We start from the raw sequence: 22,769 nt of genomic DNA on the forward strand, positions 1-22,769 counted from the left end.
ATATTCTATAGGTTGATCTAAACTTTGAAATATTAATTTGATAATTTTTCAATGTCTAATTCAGTTTTCAAAGAACAAAAAGAGAGAATAATTCTCTCAAAACTAGATACGAATATGTTCCATTAACTTTAGTCTAGAAGTATGGATAACTTCAATTGTACTCCGTAGAAAGGAGGTGATCCATCCCCACGTTCTCGTAGGGATACCTTGTTACGACTTCACCCCAGTCACCAGTCCTACCTTAGGCAGTTGCCTCCGAGGTTAGCAAACCGACTTTGGGTATTACCAGCTCCCATGGTGTGACGGGCGGTGTGTACAAGACCCGAGAACGTATTCACCGTAGCGTAGCTGATCTACGATTACTAGCGATTCCGACTTCATGGAGTCGAATTGCAGACTCCAATCCGAACTGAGATCGGCTTTTTGAGATTTGCTCCATGTCGCCATATTGCTTCTCTTTGTACCGACCATTGTAGCACGTGTGTAGCCCCACTCGTAAGAGGCATGATGATTTGACGTCATCCCCACCTTCCTCCCAGTTACCCAGGCAGTATCTCTAGAGTCCTCGACATGACTCGTTAGTAACTAAAGATAGGGGTTGCGCTCGTTGCAGGACTTGACCAAACATCTCACGACACGAGCTGACGACAACCATGCACCATCTGTCACTCCGTTAACCTCCACTATATCTCTATAGCTTTGCGAAGGATGTCAAGAGTGGGTAAGGTTCTCCGCGTATCCTCAAATTAAACCACATGCTCCACCGCTTGTGCGGGTCCCCGTCAATTCCTTTAAGTTTTACTCTTGCGAGCATACTACTCAGGCGGATCATTTAATGCGTTAGCTGCGTCAGTGATTGGCCACCGACTAATGATCATCGTTTACGGCGTGGACTACCAGGGTATCTAATCCTGTTTGCTCCCCACGCTTTCGTCCCTCAGCGTCAGTATAGACCCAGTAAGCTGCCTTCGCCTTTGGTGTTCTTCCATATATCTACGCATTTCACCGCTTCACATGGAATTCCGCTTACCTCTATCCAACTCTAGTTTACCAGTATCCAAAGCGAGCCAGGGTTGAGCCCTGGGATTTGACTCCAGACTTAATAAACAGCCTACGAACGCTTTACGCCCAATAATTCCGGATAACGCTTGCGACCTATGTATTACCGCGGCTGCTGGCACATAGTTAGCCATCGCTTTCTAACAAGGTACCGTCAGTTCAGTTGCATTTCCTCAACTGCTTTTTCTTCCCTTGCAACAGCACTTTACAACCCGAGGGCCTTCATCGTGCACGCTGTGTCGCTCCATCAAGCTTTCGCTCATTGTGGAATATTCCCTACTGCTGCCTCCCGTAGGAGTTTGGGCCGTATCTCAGTCCCAATGTGGCCGTTCAGTCTCTCGACCCGGCTAAACATCATAGCCTTGGTGGGCCATTACCTCACCAACTAGCTAATGTTCCGCACCCTCATCTCTTAGTGAAGCAAACGCTTCTTTCATAACGAAATCATGCGATTTCATACTTATCCGGCATTAACCAATGTTTCCATTGGGTATTCCAATCTAAAAGGTAGATTAAGCACGTGTTACTCACCCATTTGCCGCTAGAGTATTGCTACTCCCGCTCGACATGCATGTATTAGGCACACAGCCAGCGTTCATCCTGAGCCAGGATCAAACTCTTAAATAAAATTTGATTGTGTGTTATTTTTAAATTATTAAATTGACGTTAATGGTATTCGTACCCAGTTTTCAAAGAACTATTTTTGGCTATTTCAAAAAAATAGCAATTGTAATTATACATAAATTTTTATTAAATTTTTAAAAATATTTATTTTCCAATTTTTGTTCTTGAAAAACAAATTTTAAGAATGTTATTTTTAATAAAAATACGTTAATTATTTGACTAACTTATCAAAATTAGCAAATAAAAGTATATCAAAATCTTTTTTATATAAATCAAAATTCTTTATTAATTTTTTTAGCCTGGATTTTATGTTGAAACCCAACAAAAATTAATAAAAAAACTAGCGTGATAAATCAGCTAGTTTAGATTATTTAATTGAAAGAATTCTTATTTTGTATTTGTGTGGTCCATCAACTTCAATGTCTTTTTTTTCAACAGTTTTACCAATTAATGCTTTTGCAAGTGGAGAAGTATTTGAAATCTTACCTTGGAAAGGATCGGCATCTAATGATCCCACAATACTTACAGTGTGAATTTTTTCTGATTGAAGGTCGATATATTCTACAGTTGATCCAATTTTGATTTCATTACTTTTAGTAGCTTTAATAATTTCATAGTTATCAAGGATTTCTTGAATTTGAATAATTTCATTTTCAATAGCAGCTTGTTTTTCACGAGCCGAATCATATTCAGCATTTTCTGATAAGTCCCCTTGCCCACGAGCTTCTTTAATTTCTTCAATTACTTGAGGGCGTGCTACTTCTTGCAAGTATTTATATCTTTCTTTATATTGTCTTAGGCTTTCTTCTGTTAAATAAATTTTTTCAGTTTTTTTCATTTATTCTCCCTTGCTTGGAATATTTGTTTCAGTAGGTTGTTGAGTGTTAGCTATTATTATAATATTTTTGCCCTCAAAATTTTGTGTTTCATACTTTAAGTTATTTTGTATTAGAAAGTTTTTAATTTCTTTAACCTCATTAAATTTGTCAAATGAAACTAATAGCATTGATTTTTCTTTCATTTGAGATAAAGAGTTTGAAATTATTTGTTGTAGGTTTTCTATGGTTTTATTTAAATATAGAATAAGATCAAAAGTTTCGGTTAATATTTCATCTTGATTTTGTTTAATAACGCTAGATTTTGAATTAATTAATTTTTCATCTTCTTCTGAAAACTTTTGATTTTCTATGTAGTTTGGAAGTTTAACTAGATTAACTGAAGTTTCCAATAAAATAGAAATTGAATTAGCCAAATAAGAATTAATGTCATACAAAAGAATGGTTTTATAATCATTTAAACAAATGGTGTTGGTCGAAAAAGCTACTAATGTGTCATTTAAAGGCGTGTCATAGTATTTTTTAAGACCAGTCAAAATTATTCCGTAGCTTGGATTTTTGATTTTTAGCTTTTCTAGTTCAAGCTTACCATCAACACTAAAATATTGTTTGTGGATTTTCTTTTTAAGAAAATGCATAACAATTAAAACAACAATTACTAAAATGATAACTACAAGTGATGAAATACCAAGCCCAATTTTTACATTTGGTGGAATTTTCATTATTCTTCTACCTGTTGTGATTTGAAAATAGTTAGAAGTTGAGTGTTAGGATCATCAATAACCTTAACATCATTATTTTCTAAAAATTCAGTAATCAAATCTTCAAATACTAAATTTTCATCTTCATTTTCTACAACTACATATTCACTTGCTTTTTCATCATCTTTCAAAACCAAAAATAAATTTTTACCATTAGTTACAGTAAGGTATTCTACATTTGCTTCAATTATAGAGAACATCACATAAAACTCAGCTTTATGTTCATTATTACCAATAATAATTTTTCGATCTTCAGTATAAATATTAATTTTCTCTTGTTCTTCCATTATTGTTTCTCCAAATATGATTCTAATATAAATTGTGCTGCTAGTGAATCTTTTTTTGTTTTGCTTTTTGTTTTACTATATCCTGCTTGTTTTAATATATCCATAGCTTTTAAAGTAGTTTGCCTTTCATCTTCTAAGATGATAGGGAGTGAAATTTCTTTTTTTAACATTTGCATAAAATTTTCTACCATAATGCTACGTTCGGATTTTTCACCGCTCATATGCAGTGGATATCCCAAAATAATTTCATCAATTTGCCCTTGATACTCACTTTGCTGCAAGTATCATTTAACTTTAGCAATCACTTCAGAAAATTTTTTTGGTGTGAAATAAAAATTTTCTAAACCAATTGCAATAGTCTCAGACATATCCGAAATAGCAAAACCGCAAGTTTTAGTTCCTAAGTCAAGACACAATTTACGCATTTAATACCTCTTGCAGTTTTTTAGTTAATTTAGTTTCATCTAAACTTTGTTGGATTGAACCTTGACAAATTAGCTCATTACCACCACCCTTGCCATTAAGAGCTTGAGTTAATTTATCAAACACTAATTTAGCATTGTGTTCTTTTGAAGCTACTACTAAAAAGTAATTTGTATCTAATTTACTTAAGCCTACAATAAGAGCATTAGCATATTTTTCACGAAGTGAAACTGCTATTTTTTTTGTTTCACCAACATTTGGTGCAAAAAAGATGAATGTATCAATACCATTCAATTTAATCGATTTATAAGCATCTACTTCAACAACTTTATTTTGTTCTTCTTTTAAATAGGTCTTATAATCTTCACGAATTTTAGTTTCCAGAGCTTCATAATCAAGTAGAAGTTTTTCTAGTTCAGAAGTTGTGCTTGGAATTTTAGAAGCAAATTTTTGGGTGTAAGAAGAATCAAATTTTTTATTTATATTAATTAAATTTAATAATAATTCTTGATATTTTTGAGCCTGTTCTTTTAAATAAGAAATAACATCATGAGTTGAAGTTATTACTCTCAAACGATAAACTCCTGTACCTTTAGAATCAACTGAAATAATTTTGAAATCCTCAATATCTTTTGAATTTTCAGCATGTGTTCCACCGCATAAGTCAAGTGTAATACCATCAAATTTAACAACTCTAACTTTGTTAGCATCATGATATTCACTTTCTTCAATGGTCATTCAAGCCCCTAATCTTTCAGCTTCTTTAATAGAAGTTACAATGTAAGTTCTTTTAGCTTGCATTGCAATATATTCACGCATTACATTTTCAATTTTTCTAATTTCATTTTTGGTAGGTTTGTGATCTAAACCAAAGTCAAAAGTGAAATGATCAGGCGTAATATTTGAACCTAGTTGTTCAATTTTTTCACCTGGATAAATTTTTCTAATAGCATTATATAAAAGGTGAGTCGATGAATGCCCTCTAGCAAAACCTTGACGTTTTAATTTATCAACATAGCATTCAATTGGCTTGCTTGAATCAATTTTTCCTCTTACTTTATGAATATGATTTCAGTGTTTATCTTTAAAAATATCTAAAACTTCGATTTTGTTAGAACCTTGTTTCATATAACCAAAGTCATGATTTTGACCACCGCTTGTTGCATAAAATGGAGTCTGTTTCAATATTAAATAAGAGATGTCTTCTTTATTAGTTTTGGTAATTGAAGTTTCTTCATTTAATAAGTACAAAATTTCGCTTTTGTTTTCTAATGTGTCGTATCCTACAAATTCTGAAACTAGACCAGGAATTAAACTAAGTGAATTAATAACTTTGTCCATTCCTTTTTCTATATTAGATCTTGAAAGTTCTTGATGTTTTTCGATATATTTTTGGAAGTCTTTATCAGTTCAAGTGTATTTGATTTTACGCTCTTGCAAAATTTCTTTTGTTAGTTCAATCGGAAAACCATAAGTGTCAAACATTTTAAAAGCAATTTTGATGGTGATTTCACCATTTTTTGCAAGTTCAGATTCAATTAATTTTTCACCAGATGAAATAGTTTTAGCAAAAAGCATTTCCTCTTCTTGAATTACCTTTTCAACCCTTGGAACATCAACATCATAGATTAGTGAGTCTTTAACTATTTTTGTAAGCTTATATAAAAAAGATTTTTTTGCAATTCCAAGTAAAAGCATAGCACGGTATGATCTTCTTATTAAACGACGAATAATGTATCCACGTCCTACATTAGAAGGAACTACACCATCATTTATAGCGTTAACACTTGCTCTCATATGGTCGGCAATAATTTTAAAATAAGTATTTATTTTGGTTTGTTCAGGATTTTTAGTGAAATAGTTTTGAATGTCGTATTTATAAGATGTATATCTTTCAATTTCTCTAATGATAGGTAAAAATAAATCTGTATCAAAGTTAGTAGGAGCATCTTGTATTATAGAAGTAATTCTTTCAAGACCGGCTCCAGTATCAATATTTTTTGTAGCAAGTTCAGTGTAATTATTTTCACCATCATTATTAAATTGTGAAAATACTATATTTCAAATTTCAATATAACGGTCATTTTCAATATCATCTTTTAAAAGTTCAATACCGCGCTTGTCATATTTTTCACCACGATCATAAAAAATTTCTGTGTCAGGTCCACAAGGCCCTTGGCCAACATCTCAGAAATTAGTATCTCTTGTTCCTTTTATTAGATGTTCTTTACTAATGCCACATTTTATTCACTCATTGTAAGTGTCTTTATCTTCTGAAAAATAAGTGATATATATTTTTGATTTTTCAAATTTTAAAACATCAAAAATAAATTCATAAGCAAAGGCAATAGCTTCTTTTTTGAAATAATCCCCAATTGAAAAATTACCAAGCATTTCAAAAAATGTATGGTGTCTTGCGGTTACACCTACATTTTCAATATCATTGGTTCTAATTGATTTTTGAGAGTTAGTCAACCTTTTTGCAGGTGGAATTTTTTTTCCACTGAAAAAATCTTTTAAAGTTGCCACTCCAGAATTAATTCATAAAAGTGATGGATCATTTTGAGGAATTAGAGATTTTGATTCTATAACCATATGGTTTTTTGAAGCAAAAAAATCTAATCATTTTTGTCTTATTTCTTTTGAAGTCATTTGCCCTCCATTGTTGCTTTATATTATAGTTTTTTTATAGATAGTTTTTTAATTTTGAATTTAAATATACTTTGTCAATTACTCCGCCGCAAACTACTTTATCACCTTCATAAACTACCACTTGTTGACCTGGTGTAACTGCTTCTGTTAGTGGGTATTCTATGGATATAGAATTATTTTCTAATGTTTTTAAAGTTATAGGAATATCGTTTTGACGATATCTAAATTTAGCAGTAAGTTTTTGTGGTTCATAAGAAGCTTGCAAGAAATTAACATCAGTTGCTATTAATTTATTTGATTGCAAATATTCGGGATGATCATCATTTGCTACATATAAAATTTTTTTATGAATATTGTGTCCTACAACAAAATAAGGTTTTTCAAAGCCGCCAAGTGATAGTCCTTTGCGTTGACCAATTGTATAATACATAGCACCAGTGTGTGTTCCAACAATTTGGTTAGTAGCAATATCAATAATATTCCCAGGCATTGCTGCAATATAGTTTTTCAAAAATTCTGTGAACTTACGTTCGCCAATAAAACAAATACCTGTTGAATCTTTTTTATCAGCAGTTTTTAGTTTTAATTTTTTAGCAATATTGCGTACTTCTTCTTTTGTTAAATCTGCAAGTGGAAAAATTACTTTTTGAAGCTGTGTTGAACTAAGCTGAGCTAAAAAATAAGATTGATCTTTTGATAAATCTTTTGCTTTATATAACATTCCATTTTCTTGTTTTGCATAATGTCCCATAGCTATATAATCTGCTTTTAAAGTTTCAAAAGCATAATTTGCAAAATGATGAAACTTTATATATTTATTACAATAAATATCAGGATTAGGAGTTCTACCTTTTGTGTATTCATCAATTAAATATTGAAAAACATTATCTCAATATTCTTTTACAAAATCAACACGATACAATTTAATATTAAATTGATCTGCTACAGCCTGAGCGTCTTTATAATCTTGTTCTTGTGGGCAAATATCTTGTGAAATATGTTGATTACCTAAAAAATCATTATTTGTAAAAGAATCTCAATTACGCATAAAAAGTCCTATAACTTCATATCCTTGTTCTAATAATAGATGTACGCAAACGCTAGAATCTACGCCACCTGACATCCCTAATACAACTCTTTTTTTCACCTTATCTCCATAAAAAAACAAAAATGCAAATTTAAGAATATTATATTGGTAATTTGCATTTGTCTTATATTTTTTGTGAAACTTTTGTGAAAGCTAGTATAGCGTTATTTAGTTATATTCGTTATCATCTTGTGAAGCATCAACATTTAATCCATGAGCTTTTAAGAAGTTAGCTATTTCTTCATTATCAGTTTTAACTGTGTCACGTTTCAAACCATCACCATATTCTAGTAATACTTTTAAGTGTCTAAATCCTTGTTCAGTTAAAGGACCTGATTTACCACTAATTTTTATAAATCTTGTTTGACGGTTAGAAAAGAAGATTTTGGTCTTAGGCATTTGTGGTTGTTTAGTTATCATAATGTCAGCAAATTGTGAATTATTTAACTCATCAGCATCAATTTCAAATGTATTACTATCGTTATATAAAGTTAAACGTTTTAATTTTCTTGTACCATTTGAAGGTTTTAATTCATCATTAAAAATTAATCCACGCAATGACTTTCTCGATTTAATTTTACTCAAATCAAGACCTAAAGGTCAACTATTTTCACCTTCGTTATGGTCAGGACTTAATCCAGGTCCCAATCCACCTTGGAAGAATGGTTCATTGTTTCTAACAAAATATACCATTCTTAAACCATCATTAATTCTATTTAATTTTTCATCTTCTTCATCAAAACCTATAGTATCAAACGTAATTCTTGTAGCAATACGACTTCATTTAGAATAGTCTGAACTTACATTATAGTCAACAGTGTTAACTCATTCAACCTTTTTTAGTCCAAATGGGTTAATAGTTCACTCATCACGAAGTGAATTACCAGTAGTAATTAAAGAGAGTTCTTTAATATGTTTATTTTCTAAATACTTCAAGGCATCGGTATTCATTGTTTCAAAGAATACTTCAAGTTGAGGCAACACATCAGGAAGTTCTTGAACTATTTCACCCATTTTTTGGTTAGCATCAATTTTGCCAACGTTTAAGAAACGATATGATGTAATTTCAACTTTTTTATCTTTTAATTTTTTGATGATTTCTTTTGATTTTTGATATCCAGCTTCATTAGAGAAATCGATTGTTATGACAATTCCTTCATTTAATTTGCCTTCTTGTTCTTTTTCTCTTTTTAGTTGGTGAATTTCAATACCATCAGTATTTCCAATTCCAAGATCTTTAAATCTTTCATCATTTTCAGGTCAAATTTTAGTTCGTTTTCAACCTGGATAATCACCCGTCATAATAGAATTTGAAGGACGCTTGAAATTGTGAATTTCAGAATCAAAACCAAACACTCTTTTATCTTGATTATCTCTTTTAATTCTTTCAAAAGTACTATTTGATCCAGGAAATGGAGAAAATGATCTTGAATCAATTTCGCCGTCTTTATTTATGAAAACGTTATCATCATCAGCTGTTAAACCTTGACGTAAGTACTTTTCGGCATTATTAGATAATTTTTTGAACTTAGACATATCTAGGCGTTTAACAATTAAAACCATTTTTTTAATTTCATTAGGTTCAGCTTTAATTTTTGGTCAATCACCTTTAAATTCTTCTTTGAATCAATTTACTATATTGTCGCCTTGTGCGTCAATAAAATCTTTGAATTTTCAAAGCTGCTTATCAAATCAAGGGCGATTATTTCTAATATGTTCTTCTCATTTAAATTTTTCAGTATCATCTTCCGGAAGATCTTGAATTCCAGGAAAAACGTGACCTAACCCTTGTTTAGCATGTTCCATATTTTTGTTAATTAATTCTTCAGTTACTTCAACGTTAGTAATTTTAAAAGCAATTTCACTATAATATGGATTTAGATTGGTAATTCCTTTTTGGACGTCACTAGGATTATAGACTCTTTTAGCTCTTTCTTCAACATCAACTTCAACTTGAACACCAAAGATCGTAATTTTTCTCTTGTTATGAGTTACTTTAATTTCTTCATTTTCTTTAGGTTTGGGTTTTTCAACTGGAGGTTTAGGTATAGGAGTAGGAATAGGAGTTACTACAGGTGGTTTTGGTTTAGGCAAAGGTTCAAGTTCTGGAGCTATAGGTGTTGGTGGATTTGGTATAGGTTTAGGCTCAGCAGGTTTTACTTCATCTACTATTTTTATAATCTTAGGAATATTTTGGTCAGTAATACTTGGGTTTGCATTGTTTAAATCAAGATCTCCTTTTTGAATCTTCATCTGCGGGTCTCTTAGGTTTAATTTAACTGAATTTGTATTTTTGGCTTGCGATAAATATCAAATACTTGCAATAGTAATAAGTGAACCAACAAAAGCTGATGATCCTACCAATGCTAATTTAGCCTTTTTCTTTTTGAATATCCTCATAAGTGTAGTGTCCTATTCTTTTTTATGCATAAATTGTAATTTATTATATTTTTCAATTGAAAATTCAAACTATTATATCCAAATATGCAAAAAGTTTGTTTGAAATGAGATTATAAATTGTAAAAATTTTTATAAACTTATATTTTTACCTCTAAAAACCCATTTTTTTTGGATATTTACTAAATATATAATATTTAGTAAAGTATTTCCTAAATATTTTGTTTAAAACTTGATTATTAAAATTTCTTAATTTTATTTTATTTTTCAAGATTGTTGTGTTCAAAATAAGTCAAAACTTTTAAGAAATAAAATATAAATTAAAAATTTTGCATCAAAATTAATTGCGCATACTCACAATTTAAGGCTATGATTTTTGAAGAAATCTACAAGTTTAGAATTATTATTGTATTTAACTTTTTATTAAGTGAATTAGCTCATTAATAATCAACAATTTTTTTTAATTTTATACTCTTGCCCATTTAACATTTTGCCTTTATTAAAGATAATTTTTACATTTATACCTACAAAAATTTTAATGAATATAATTCTTACCATTTGGAATTGTTTGATTATGAAAATATCTTCAAATTAAATATTGTTTAAATCGAGTTTTCTTTTTTTGAAAATTTATTTTTAGATTTCTTGAATATAAATTTAAACATTAAATCTTACAACAAACTTTAATTTGTCCCTCCCATAAATGCTGATAAATAAATTTAGTTTTATTTTCTCAAATAACTCATTAATTATCTATTTCATATTTAAACTATTAATCTAAATTCACATCAAAAATTATAGTTATATACAATAAAAATTGAGTAATTATAAGGCAATATTTAAGTGGCTAAAAAATAGATTAAAATACTGGTTTTTTAAAAAGGTAAAAGTGTTTTTTTGTCTTATTATAAATTAAATAGTAATTTTTTATTTTTCGCCTTATATAAAGGAAAATTTTAAATTTTATATTTTTATTCTTTGCTTTAAAATAGAAAAAAATTCTAATAATTTTTTGTTTGCAGCTACACTATTATTTATAGATATATTTATCTAATAAAAACATAATCAACATTTTATCAAATCAAAGATGTTATCCCTATGAATAAAATATGTCTTTCATTACAGATGACATCAATTTTTAAAACCAATGTAACGACTATCTCTAAGATATCAAAACAGGCTATTTTGTAGTAAAATATAATAAACAGCAAAAGCCAAAAAAAGAGGATAAATGAAGCATACTAAAAAAATTGTTTTTTCTGGAGTTTTAGGTTCACTAACACTATTTGCATCATCAGTTGCATTAGTTTCAAAATCTTGTCCTGGAAAAAATCCAGAAGTTATTGAACAAGAACAAAATAAATATGAACATATAAAAGTTCAAAAGAAAGTAAATGACCAAATTTCCCTAGCTATAAAGGCAAATCCAGAATTAGAGGGCTTATTCACAGATAAGATAAAAGAAAAAATAAATAAGATTATTGAAGAATCATCGAAATCATTTTTTGAAGTAGCCAAAGAATTTAATATCACGAAAGAAGTAGAAAAATACTATGAAGATTTTTCTAAAAAAACTGTTGAATACTTAAGTAAATTAAATGAGTTCAATCCTAATCAACCAACTGAATTTTTGCCAAAAGATTTTATTAACATTTACAAAGACATTGTGAAACTAGTTGTTAATAACGACACCAAAATTAAAGAATACTTGGAAACTGAAAAAATAACAAAGGAAAAAGCAATTGATGTTTTAACTGATTTTGAAGCTAAACCTACTTGACAAATTACTTTCTTTTTAGGTGTACAAACAACACTTAATATTTCTATTGAAAAACTTGCAAAAGTTTATGATGCACAAACTCAAAAAATAAACTATGACAAATTAGTTGAAGTAATTGAAGAAATCGCCAAAGAAGCATTTACAAAAGTTAAAGAAATTTTAAATCTGATAGTTGAAACTTTCATTCCTAAAGAAGATTGAGATATGGCTAAAAAATTATTTGAACTTACTTACTTGAGAATAGTTCCTAAAGTTGAGACATTAGCAAAATTAGAAATAGAATTCATCAAAGAATTAGTAAATACTGAATGATTTAAAAAGCACATTAATCAATAAAACCTATTGTTCCTATAAGTTAGAAGTTGCAAAATATACAATTTGATATATAATTATTATTTAATAATTGTATATTTTTTTACATCAAAAAGGACGCATAGAAATGTATAAATTTAAAAGAATATTCTTTATAGTTACCGATGGTTTAGGTATTGGTGAAGAACCTAGAACTGCAGAATTTGGTGATAAAGGTGCTAATAGTTTCCTTCACGCTTCACAAGTACTTCCTTTGAATATTCCAAATTGAACAAAACTTGGAATTACAGAAGTTGCACAAGTTGCTGGGCATGTAAGTCGTGTAAAGAAACCTTTAGCTTATGTAGGAAAAATACATGAAATTTCTAATGGGAAAGACACTTTAACTGGACACTGAGAAATGATGGGTGTTTATACCGAAATTCCTAATCCTCAATTTATTGAAAAAGGTTTTCCAGAAGACCTCGTTAAAGAACTTTCAAAAGCTTTTGATAATCGTAAAATAATTGGAAATAGACATGAATCAGGAACTGTCATTTTAGAAGAATTGGGTAAACAACATATGGAAACAGGTGATATGATAATCTACACTTCTCCTGATTCAACCCTTCAAATTTGTGGCGATGAAAATACATTAGGTGTTGATAAATTAAATGAATACGCTAAAAAGGCAAGAAAAATTTGTTCATCAAAACCTGAATGAAATGTTGCTCGTGTTATTTCAAGACCTTTTGTTTACGAAAATGGTAAATTTACACGTACATTTAATCGTCATGATTACGCAAATAAACCTACAAGCCACATCATTCTAGAAGATTTGCAAAAAGCTGGCGTTGAAGTTATTGGTGTTGGAAAAATTAATGATATTTTTACAGGCGTGGGTATAGACAAAGTTTACGGACCTGCATCAGATGACGAGAATATGGATATTGCTATCGATATAGCTGCATCAGATTCAAAAAGCCAATTAATATTTGTTAACCTAGTACAATTTGATAGCCATTATGGACACAGAAGAAATGCAATTGGTTATAGTGAAAACATTTCACGTCTTGATATTAAATTAGGTAAATTAATTCGTGCTATGCATGAAGATGATTTATTAATAATGACTTCTGATCATGGAAATGATCCAACTATGCCCGGTTCAGATCACACAAGAGAAGCTTTGCCTTTCACAATTTTTTCAAAATTGTTTAAGAATCCAAAAGTCTTTAAAACTCCTTTTAAAGGACTTGGAACTGCTGGTAATATTGTAGCAAGAAACTTCAATGTTCCAACTTGTGCTACTGGTGAAGATATCTTTGATGAGTTAATTTAAACATAATGAAAACTAAATTTTCAAAAAAATCATTGCCACAAAAAATGGCTATTATTATTGGAAGTGTTTTAGTTATTTTAAATTCTTTAATCCTAATTAATGATTTTTTATTTCATGACACGCAAATATTTCAAATCAAACAAATTGGAATTAAAGCTTTTAAAACACAAGTATTATTTTATTTACTTCGATTTACTTTTATAACTGTGCATATTAATGCTTTTATGGCTATTTCCTTGCTAATTTACGGAACAAGCAAAAAACATCAGTTTTTTGCACGAAGACTATTAAACTTTGCAATGGCATATTTTATCCTGGGTATTATTATTTATTGATCTGCTGTATCTTTTGAGCTACACGCTAGATTCAATAGGATGCAGGAAAAACTTCCAAACCATTTGCAAAATAAAAAGTTTTACCAATATTTCCATATTTATTTCACTCATATGACTACATTTATCTTAGGTTTTATAGGATATGGATTTGCTAAAAATGATTTAATATTAGTAAAACGTGATATTTGAAATTCAAGCGTTTATCCTGCTATATATCTTTTAATGTTCACTATTAGTTATTCAATCATTTTTGCAAATGGATATAATAAAACGCAAGGCTCTTATACAGATAAAATAATAGGCGGACATAGTTATGCTGCTGTACTATATCAATTTATTGCACTTGCAAAACCTTTATTTATGGAAAATCCCGATCCAAATATACCCATATGATTTGTATGAACAAAAGCAGTATTTATAGATTTATTAATTTTTGCTTGCATTATTTTAGGAACAGTTTTAATTACATTTTGTTTGCAAAAGTTTTTCAAAATTAAAACATTTGCCAATGAAAAAGAATACAAAACCGAAAGAGATATCTTCTACCAAAACTATTTAAATCACAATACTGCAGAAATAGTTCAAAACTCAACTCAAGCACAATCACAATAAGAAAGGGAAGATTATGAAAAAACTTGAAAAAATAACACCACAAAATGAAAATTTTGCTAAATGATTTACCGATGTAATTCAAAATGGCGATTTAATGGCTTATGGAGCTTCAAAAGGTTCTATTATTTTTAAACCACTTTCTTTTGGTATCTGAGATAACATTAGAAAAGTTTTAGATGAAAAATTCAAAACTAATGATGTTAAAAATGTTTACCTACCACTTTTGATTCCAGAAAGTTTGCTTCAAAAAGAAAAAGACCACTTGCAAGGTTTCAATCCTGAACTTGCAACTGTTACAGAAGTTGGCGGTAAGAAACTAACTGAAAAATATTTCATCCGTCCTACAAGTGAAACTCTATTTGGGGATTTTTTCAAAAACGAAATTGAATCTCACAATGATCTTCCTTTAATATTGAATCAATGAGCTAATGTTATGCGTTGAGAAAAAACCACTAACCCTTTTTTAAGAACACGTGAATTTTTATGACAAGAAGGTCATACCATTCACTCTTTTGAAAAAGAAGCAGTTGATTTTACTAAACAAATGTTGCAAGTATATTATGAATTTGTTACAGAATATCTTGCCATTCCAGTTATATCAGGGCAAAAAACTCCAAAAGAAAAATTCTCAGGTGCAGAATTTACTTTTACAATTGAAGCGATGATGAAAGATGGGAAAGCGCTTCAATCAGCAACAAGTCATTACCTTGGACAAAATTTCACCAAAGTATTTGATGTCAAATTCAAAAACAAAAACAACGAATTTGAACATCCTTATGGTACAAGTTGAGGAACTAGCACAAGACTTTTAGGAGCTATCATAATGACTCATGGGGATGATCGTGGAATTATTATTCCTCCTAAAATAGCCCCAATTCAAATAGATATTATTGAAATACTTGCAAACAAAAATCCTAAAGTTCACGAATTTGGAATATATTTAAAAGAAAGACTTTCACAAATATTTTCAGTTAATTTAGACACTTCTACAAAAAGCCCTGGCTTTAAAGCAGCTAATAGCGAAATTCATGGAACTCCTTTAAGAATTGAAGTTGGACCATTGGATGTAGAGCAAAATCAAGTTACATTTGTTCGTCGTGATACTCTTGAAAAATTTGCTGTTGGAATTGAAGATGTTTTATTTGAAGCAAAAAAAGTTCTAGAAAACATTCAAAACAATTTATACAACTTAGCTCTTAATAGATTAAAACAAAACTTTGTAATTGCTACAAATTACGAAAATTTTAAAGAAGCCATTAGCCAAGGTAAATGAGTTGTAACTAATTTTACATGTGGTATTGATGATGAAATCAAAATTAAAGAAGAAACAGGCGCAAGCAGCAGATGTATTCCTTTTGAACTTGGTTTCATTGACACAAAGAAATTAAAAGGCAAATGTTTTTATACTGGCAAAAAAACTGACACTATAGTAATATTTGCTCGTGCTTATTAGGAAAAAAAATAAAATAATTATTTCTAGCACTTTACAAAAAAGAGTGCTAAAATATATATACTTTTTTCTTTAAAAATATTTGAACAGAAGGAGATATTATGCTAGAAAGAATTACACAACAAGAATTAAAAGATAGACATTTAACTGGAAAAGCTATTATAGCTTTTAGAGCAACTTGATGTCCACCATGTAGAATGATTGGACCAGAACTTGAAAAATTAGCACAAAGATATCCCGATATTAATGTATTTGATTTTGATGTTGATAAAAATATAGATTTTGCACGTGAAATGAATGTGAATGGAATACCAACGCTTTTCTACTACAAAGATGGCAAATTAGTAAATAGCACTAGCGGCTATATGCCAATGGAAGAACTAATTAAAAAATTCAAATAATTTTTCAATTAAAAATAAATTAATCGGACAAATATGTCCGATTTTTATTATTTTCTTAAAAATCTTAAAACGTTATTTTTTTAAAAATACCTTATTTGATGTTCCCTTAGGGCTTTATAGGGCTGTATGTGATATAATATACACATAGTTTTTTTCTAAAGAAAAAAATAGAAAATAAATTTTTAAGGCTTTAAAACAAGATATTTTATGAGAAAAAGTACATTATTAGTACCATTGTCATTTACATTTGCTGCGCCTTTATTTTTGGTCGCTACTCAATGCAAAAACCCATGGGAAAAATTCAAAGGTGTTACTGTTTTATTAAAAGACCCAAGTAAACCAATAACCACAATTACACTTGATGATTTTGAATTTAAATTCAATAACCCTTCACAAAGCGCAAACTATGAAATTAAATTCAAAGAATTGATAAGAGATGTTAATAAAAATAAAATAACTATAAAATATCGTGTTTTACACAAGGTATCTAATGAAATTTCAGAACAAAAAGAAGTTTCTTTCCAATTAACATCGCCTATTTCTGAAATTAACAAAATTGCACTAAACATTAAATTTGAATTAACTTCAGAAGCACAGAAAAAGAAACCTTCAGAGATTGAAAAAAGTGATTTAATAGTATTCGATCTCGATGAAGATTTATATGAAGTTGATATAAAAGAACTAAAGCCTAATGATGTTGAAGGCACATTAAAAATTTTATATAATGTCAAAAGTATCGATGAAGGAGAAACTTCTGATGTAATTGAATATCAATTTTCTTTAAAAGATGACATCAATTTCGAAGCTAAAAAAGTTAGTTTTACATTAACTAATGGAAAAATATTAAACCAAACATTACCATCAGAAGTTCAAAAAAGTGATCTTCAAGCATCTGGATATAATACTTCAGCCTTTAATTTAGAAATAAAAACTTTAAATCCTAATAATAATGGTGGAGTATTAACTATTAAATTTGTACTTTCAAACGTTAAAACTGGCGAAAAAAGTCAACCAATCAATTTTGAAATTAGAGGATTTAAAAAAGCCAGTACTGGGGGGGGCGGAAGTGGTTCTACTTCAGCTACTTCATTAAAATTAGCACATTGAAATGTATGCAACTTTGGTGAAAAGGCATTACCTAACGGGGAGAAACCCAAAGCAAAAGCTCATGCAATTGCTTCAATAATACATAATCAGCAATATGATATAGTAGGATTAACCGAACTAGATTCAATAGAAGTGTCTCCGATAATTGTTGAATTATTGAATGAACTTGAAAATAAAAAAGGTACAGGCAATAGTTGAAGTTATGTAACTGGCGATTACCACGATAGTATGGGACAATCCATTACACAAATTCCTCATGGTGATAGGGCTGCTGATTACATATATAAAAATAATAAAGTAGCCCCTGTTGAAACTAATGGGAAATTAGGTCATTTCTATGATGGTACTGGATTTGTAAATCACTTTAATAGTGATTTAAACGAATATGCTCGTACCCCATTTTGTGTAAAATGAGAATTATTGAATCAATCGCTATCTAATAAAGATTTTGTATTTGCTATATCACACTTTGATGGTCCAGGTAGAGCTAAAAAGAAAAACAAACTCACCGGCAAATACGAATACATAGAACCTTCAGCAAATATAGGTCACAGTGTAGGAGCGCGTGAAGCAAACGAAGCTTGAAACATTCCAAATGTGTTTAAATGGATGGAGACTAAATTTAATGATAACGATGTAGTTTTTGAAGGAGATACTAATATTCCAGCGGGTGCTGCTTCGCAAGCTTTTGGTTCTTTAACTACCGAAAAAATGTTGCTAGATGAAGGATCTGAAAATTATAGTTCACTTCAAACGACAGAAGGTGGATATTCAAATCCTTACGACAAAATTATATTAAAATCTAATCTTGAATATTCAACCCCCGGAGTATATAAGTTATGAGATTTTGTTAATCAAGATATTTTCGGTTGACAATCAGGAATAACTTCATATAAAAAATGAAAAGATTATTGTAACCATTATTATTCTGGTTCAGTGACAGAATCATTCGGTGCTGTTTATAATTATATTTCCGATCACTGTCCAATCCACTTTACATTAAATTTCAAATAAGATAACTTAATTATCAAAAACTAGGGCTCAAAACTCTAGTTTTTGAATAACGCGAAAACGTAAATTAATAATAAATAAGGAATAAAAACTACTTAAAATTTATTTATAGCAATTTAACATTTAACAATTATAATTTTAGAACTATTAAATTAAAGGAAGATTTTATGAAACAGATTTTAGCATTAGATGCAGGCAAAGTTAAGAAAATAGATGTCAAGAAAATTCAATCTTCAAAATACAAAAGATTAGTGAATAATTTACTCGATATCAAAAGCAAGGGTGACAATGCTACTTTTTATAAAATAAGTAATAATAATATTAATTGTGATCTTAAAAAATTGATTGGCATTAAAAATCTTAGAGACATTCTTGCAACTAGTGAATTCAAAATTCAATTAAAAAACACAATTGAAAAATCTTCACTTGATAAGTTAAATTTAATTAATAACATTAAAAATTTCAAAATTTGAATGCAAGAAAGCGACTTCCAAATAACTCCTAAAATGGAAGAAAATTTAACACTTGATTCACAAAAATGACTTCCTTATTATAAGAAAAGAATTATTGAAAATAATTACAACTTTGTAAAAACTTGAAAAGCTAATGCTAAAAAGATTGAAGAAATTTATTCTGAAACTAACTTATGACCTTTATATATTGGAACGTATTTTTTAAAATTTAGAAAGGATGATATTTATTTATATGCACCTTTTATTTTGAAAGCCGTAAAAATAAAAATTGAAAATGATTCTATATTCTTGCAAAATGCTGATACAAACATTATTTTAAATGAAAAATTGAAATACTTACTTGAACAACATAGCGAATACAAACTTCCATTTTTAGTAGATGGTGAAGATGTAACATTAAACAATGTTTTATCTGATATTCAAAATTTACAAAAATCTTTTTTATGGAATGATAAAAACGATTTCAACATTTTTACAAATCCATTTAATGAATTAAATAAACAAAATTTTGAAAACAACGCAAAAATTGAATTAGTAGAAGGAACAGTACTACTTCAAGGAAATCCTTCAGGAACTAAACTACGTGATGTAATGTTAAATTTAATTGCGCAAGATAAAATTGATAAGCTAATTAAAGTAGATGATTTATTTAATTACAATAAAGAAGCACATGAAAAATCACTCGAAAGTAATAATATAGCAAGAATCACTTCATCAGATTTTAGTCAAGAAAAAGCTATTATAGGATCTTTATGCAATTCAGCCATTATTATAGGTCCACCAGGAACCGGTAAAAGTCAAACAATTGCTAATATTTTAATTAATATCGCCAAGAACAATAAAAAAGCTTTATTTATCTCACAAAAGAAAGTTGCTCTTGACGTTGTTTTAAAAAGACTTGGAAAATATCAAAATATGCTATTTCAATTTTCCGAATCTGCTAAAACTAGCAAAATGGAAAAAGAATATTTCTATAAGCCAATAATAGACTATTTTAACAAAATCAATAATTCATTCAAAATGCAAGGCACAAGTGAAATAGATCTTGGATTTTTTGACAAAATTGAAATGAATTATTTGAATTCTAAGAGTGAAATTGGCGAAATATTCAATAAAGACTTAAACGCTTATCAAAATCTAAAAAAGCAAGGTAATTTAAATGAAGATTTACATAACTTAATTAAGTTTTATAAACTCTTCAATAAATTTAAATCAAAAAATGATTTTTTAAAAATTTATAAATATTACAAAAAACTTTCTAAAAGAAAAATAGTTAAAAAGCTTAGAATAAGTGAAAATAAAACTATTTTCAATGCTTATAGTGGTGAATTCAATTTCAATTTTTCATTAACCAAAAAATTAGTTTCATTCTATAAAAGACATTTAGCAAAATATGATATTTATGATTTAATTCAACTATCTAATTTCATAAGATTAAATTCATTTATTCAATTTGATAATCAAGAACAAGAATATTCTAAGTTTCTAGATTTCAAATCGCCTGATAATACTACTCCTGAACTACTTGAAATTATTTATAATAATAGCGCTTTAAACAGTAAAAAGAAACTTGATAACTACCGTACATTAAGTGATAAAAAACACCAAAAACTTAACAAATTTTTTGGTCGTCTTGAAAGAAAAATTACTCCGCCTTACATTATAACTTCACTATTTAACGACATTATAAAGCAAGTTTATAATATCTTTGTTGGAACTCCTGAAATTTTAGGTAATTTTATCGACTTTGAAAATGATAAATTTGACTATGTTATTTTTGATGAAGCCAGTCAGATATTTATTGAGAAAGCAATCCCATTTATTTCAATCAGTAAAAAAGTTATAGTTGCAGGCGATAGCCAACAAATGCAACCAACAAATTGATTTGCCACTCGTGATGAAACAGATGATGAATACACCGAAGAAGAAATAGCTTCGCTTCTTGATTGAGCAATTCACAACCATTTACCTAAATATATTTTAGAAATGAACTACCGTTCAAATTCAAGTGAATTAGTATTATTTTCAAGTAAAGAATTTTACAACTCTAAACTTAAAGGCCTTGATAGTTTTAATAAGAAAAGTAAAACTAGTATAGAAGTTATTGATGTAAGGGGAATATGAGAAGATAATCATAACGAAGTTGAATGTGCGAAAATGATTGAAATCTGTGAAAAAAATTTAAACAGATATAACTCAATAATTTTACTTGCTTTCAACCGTAAACAGCAAGATTATATTTGCGAACAAATCGCTTTAACTTCACCTAAAATATTTGCAGTCCTTGAAGATAAAGTCATTTTAAGAAACATAGAAAACATCCAAGGTGATGAAGCAGATTTAGTTATAGCTTCAATTGGATATACAGCAGACACTTCACTACATGCTACTTATATAGGATCTCGCAAGGGCAGAAATGCATTAAATGTTGCTATCACTCGTGCTAAAGATAAAATGATTATCATTAAAAGTATTAAGAATACTGAAATAGATCCAAAAAACGATAATTTATTAACTTTCAAAAAATGATTGAATTACATTCAACTTTCAAGTGAAAAACAAAAATCTTACACCGAAGTTTTAATTAATGAAAGTAGCAAGATGAAAAAATCACAATTCATTTTTGAAATCAATATGTGATTAAACGAACAGCCTTTTGCTAATGATATTAAAGTTAAATTAGATTATTGTATCGGATCATACAATATCGATATGGCAATATTAGATAAGAAAAATAATTTTATTGTTGGACTTAACTTAGATTCAGTAGCTGATGAAATTAACATTGATGAATTCATTGAAAATAGAATCAAAACAGATTTTATGGCAGTAAAAGGATATCCAATCTACCGTGTTTCAAATTTCAGATTTAATGAAAATAAACCTTCGATGTACAAATTCATCACTGCACTTTTAAATAAATAATTAAAATTAGTTTCATAATAAACATTTACTTCTCAAATCTTTTGAGAAGTTTTTTTATTTAATTAATAAAAGAAATTAATAAAAATAAGCTAGCTAATATCAAAATGTTTTTTATATGATTCAATCTTGTCGCCAGTATTTTTAAGAAACATTGATTTTAAAAATTCGCAAGTTTTTTGATAGCTTATTGCTTCGATTTTTAATTTATTATTAATTCTAAAATTATTTGAAATTTGAAGCCTACCTGAATTTAAATTTAATTCTTTGCTTCAATTTCTATGATCTTGACTTCAACCTTTTGAAAAATCAATTTCTTCAAGGAAGAATGAAATCTATTCCTTTTATTAATACTTTTACTTGGCTATCAAATTCTGATTTTCCAATAGAATAATTAATTTTTAAAATCAAAAAATGAAGCGATTTGTTTGTATTATTTAAAACATAATCATCATAAATTTTATTAATTGCAGCAATTGCATTATTGTTAGATTTATTTGCTTTTAAATTCACTAAAAATATTTCATTTTCAAACAAAATGGAAAAATCATAACTAGCGTGAGCAGTAGAATTTTGATTTTGAATCATTATAAGTGAAGATCTTTTGCTTGCTGCAAAATAATTTTCTAATTTGCTAACAATATATTCTTCTAGTAAATAACCTATCGGTATTGATGATTTAATAGAATTGTTTTTTCTTTTAAATTAAGAGTGAAATATTTTTTTCTATTTCTTATTATATATGTAAAAATTTTTTTGAATATTTTATTTTTTAACTTCTATCAAAATTAATTTTAATGTACTTTTGTTTTAGTATATTATCAATATTTTCTATTTTTATAAAAAAATGGTTAATTGAACCCTATTTACTAAATTGAGAATTCAAATGAAATAGAATTGAATAAAATTAATCCTTGCC

Annotated in this window: 14 protein-coding genes, 1 rRNA gene and 1 pseudogene; 7 read left to right on the top strand and 9 right to left on the bottom strand. The window is 28.7% G+C overall.

Annotated elements, in window-relative coordinates; genetic code table 4:
- Positions 1-168: 168 nt before the first annotated feature.
- The 8 genes from JN03_RS00505 to JN03_RS08415 all read right to left on the bottom strand — a co-directional run bounded on the left by JN03_RS00505 (position 169) and on the right by JN03_RS08415 (position 10,129).
- A 16S ribosomal RNA gene (locus JN03_RS00505) occupies positions 169-1,686 on the bottom strand.
- Between the two features lie 364 nt (positions 1,687-2,050).
- A complete protein-coding gene (gene greA / locus JN03_RS00510) occupies positions 2,051-2,521 on the bottom strand; it encodes a transcription elongation factor GreA (protein ID WP_036441895.1) in 471 nt (156 codons plus the stop codon).
- Positions 2,522-3,241 carry a BC85_0335 family putative methyltransferase gene (locus JN03_RS00515; RefSeq protein ID WP_134076451.1) on the bottom strand — a complete coding sequence of 240 codons (720 nt, stop codon included), beginning with the start codon at positions 3,239-3,241 and terminating at the stop codon, positions 2,522-2,524. It lies immediately after the preceding gene.
- Positions 3,241-3,567 carry a hypothetical protein gene (locus tag JN03_RS00520; RefSeq protein WP_036443772.1) on the bottom strand — a complete coding sequence of 109 codons (327 nt, stop codon included), beginning with the start codon at positions 3,565-3,567 and terminating at the stop codon, positions 3,241-3,243. The genes JN03_RS00515 and JN03_RS00520 overlap by 1 nt, the downstream gene beginning before the upstream one ends.
- Positions 3,567-3,992: a Holliday junction resolvase RuvX gene (ruvX, locus tag JN03_RS00525; protein WP_036441904.1), complete on the bottom strand. Its 426-nt coding sequence runs from the start codon at positions 3,990-3,992 to the stop codon at positions 3,567-3,569. Before ruvX ends, JN03_RS00520 begins: the two co-directional genes overlap by 1 nt.
- Entirely contained in the window at positions 3,985-6,642 is a 2,658-nt protein-coding gene (gene alaS / locus JN03_RS08410; RefSeq protein WP_134076452.1) for an alanine--tRNA ligase, read from the bottom strand. The genes ruvX and alaS overlap by 8 nt, the downstream gene beginning before the upstream one ends.
- Positions 6,643-6,676: 34 nt before the next feature.
- The gene (mnmA, locus tag JN03_RS00535; protein ID WP_036443777.1) at positions 6,677-7,789 is read right to left on the bottom strand and encodes a tRNA 2-thiouridine(34) synthase MnmA; all 1,113 of its coding nucleotides are present in this window, start codon (positions 7,787-7,789) and stop codon (positions 6,677-6,679) included.
- A gap of 108 nt (positions 7,790-7,897) precedes the next feature.
- Positions 7,898-10,129: a putative immunoglobulin-blocking virulence protein gene (locus tag JN03_RS08415; protein WP_036444653.1), complete on the bottom strand. Its 2,232-nt coding sequence runs from the start codon at positions 10,127-10,129 to the stop codon at positions 7,898-7,900.
- Positions 10,130-11,357: 1,228 nt separating this feature from the next.
- On the opposite strand from JN03_RS08415, the gene JN03_RS08420 reads away from it, so the two are divergent.
- The 7 genes from JN03_RS08420 (at position 11,358) to JN03_RS08445 (ending at position 21,853) form a co-directional block, all read left to right on the top strand.
- Entirely contained in the window at positions 11,358-12,242 is an 885-nt protein-coding gene (locus tag JN03_RS08420) for a hypothetical protein (RefSeq protein WP_134076453.1), read from the top strand.
- 103 nt (positions 12,243-12,345) lie between these two features.
- On the top strand, positions 12,346-13,539 hold the full coding sequence (locus JN03_RS08425; protein ID WP_036441920.1) for a phosphopentomutase: 1,194 nt from the start codon (positions 12,346-12,348) through the stop codon (positions 13,537-13,539).
- Between the two features lie 5 nt (positions 13,540-13,544).
- The gene (locus JN03_RS08430) at positions 13,545-14,486 is read left to right on the top strand and encodes a hypothetical protein (RefSeq protein WP_036443783.1); all 942 of its coding nucleotides are present in this window, start codon (positions 13,545-13,547) and stop codon (positions 14,484-14,486) included.
- Between the two features lie 13 nt (positions 14,487-14,499).
- Complete coding sequence (proS, locus tag JN03_RS08435) at positions 14,500-15,939, top strand: proline--tRNA ligase (protein WP_134076454.1); 1,440 nt, start codon at positions 14,500-14,502, stop codon at positions 15,937-15,939.
- A gap of 98 nt (positions 15,940-16,037) precedes the next feature.
- The gene (locus tag JN03_RS00565; RefSeq protein ID WP_036441928.1) at positions 16,038-16,337 is read left to right on the top strand and encodes a thioredoxin family protein; all 300 of its coding nucleotides are present in this window, start codon (positions 16,038-16,040) and stop codon (positions 16,335-16,337) included.
- Between the two features lie 207 nt (positions 16,338-16,544).
- Positions 16,545-18,458, top strand: coding sequence for an MnuA family membrane nuclease (locus tag JN03_RS08440; RefSeq protein ID WP_134076455.1), 1,914 nt, complete (start codon positions 16,545-16,547; stop codon positions 18,456-18,458).
- 164 nt (positions 18,459-18,622) lie between these two features.
- Entirely contained in the window at positions 18,623-21,853 is a 3,231-nt protein-coding gene (locus tag JN03_RS08445) for a DEAD/DEAH box helicase (RefSeq protein WP_134076456.1), read from the top strand.
- A 276-nt stretch (positions 21,854-22,129) separates the two neighbouring features.
- On the opposite strand, the pseudogene JN03_RS00580 reads toward JN03_RS08445, so the two are convergent.
- Positions 22,130-22,540 (bottom strand): annotated as a pseudogene (locus JN03_RS00580) (UpaP162 family type II restriction enzyme); the annotation flags it as partial.
- Positions 22,541-22,769: the final 229 nt, after the last annotated feature.

Origin of the sequence: Metamycoplasma hyosynoviae (assembly GCF_004365165.1) — a bacterium.
In the GTDB taxonomy this organism is placed as follows: Bacteria; Bacillota_I; Bacilli_A; order Mycoplasmatales; family Metamycoplasmataceae; genus Metamycoplasma; species Metamycoplasma hyosynoviae.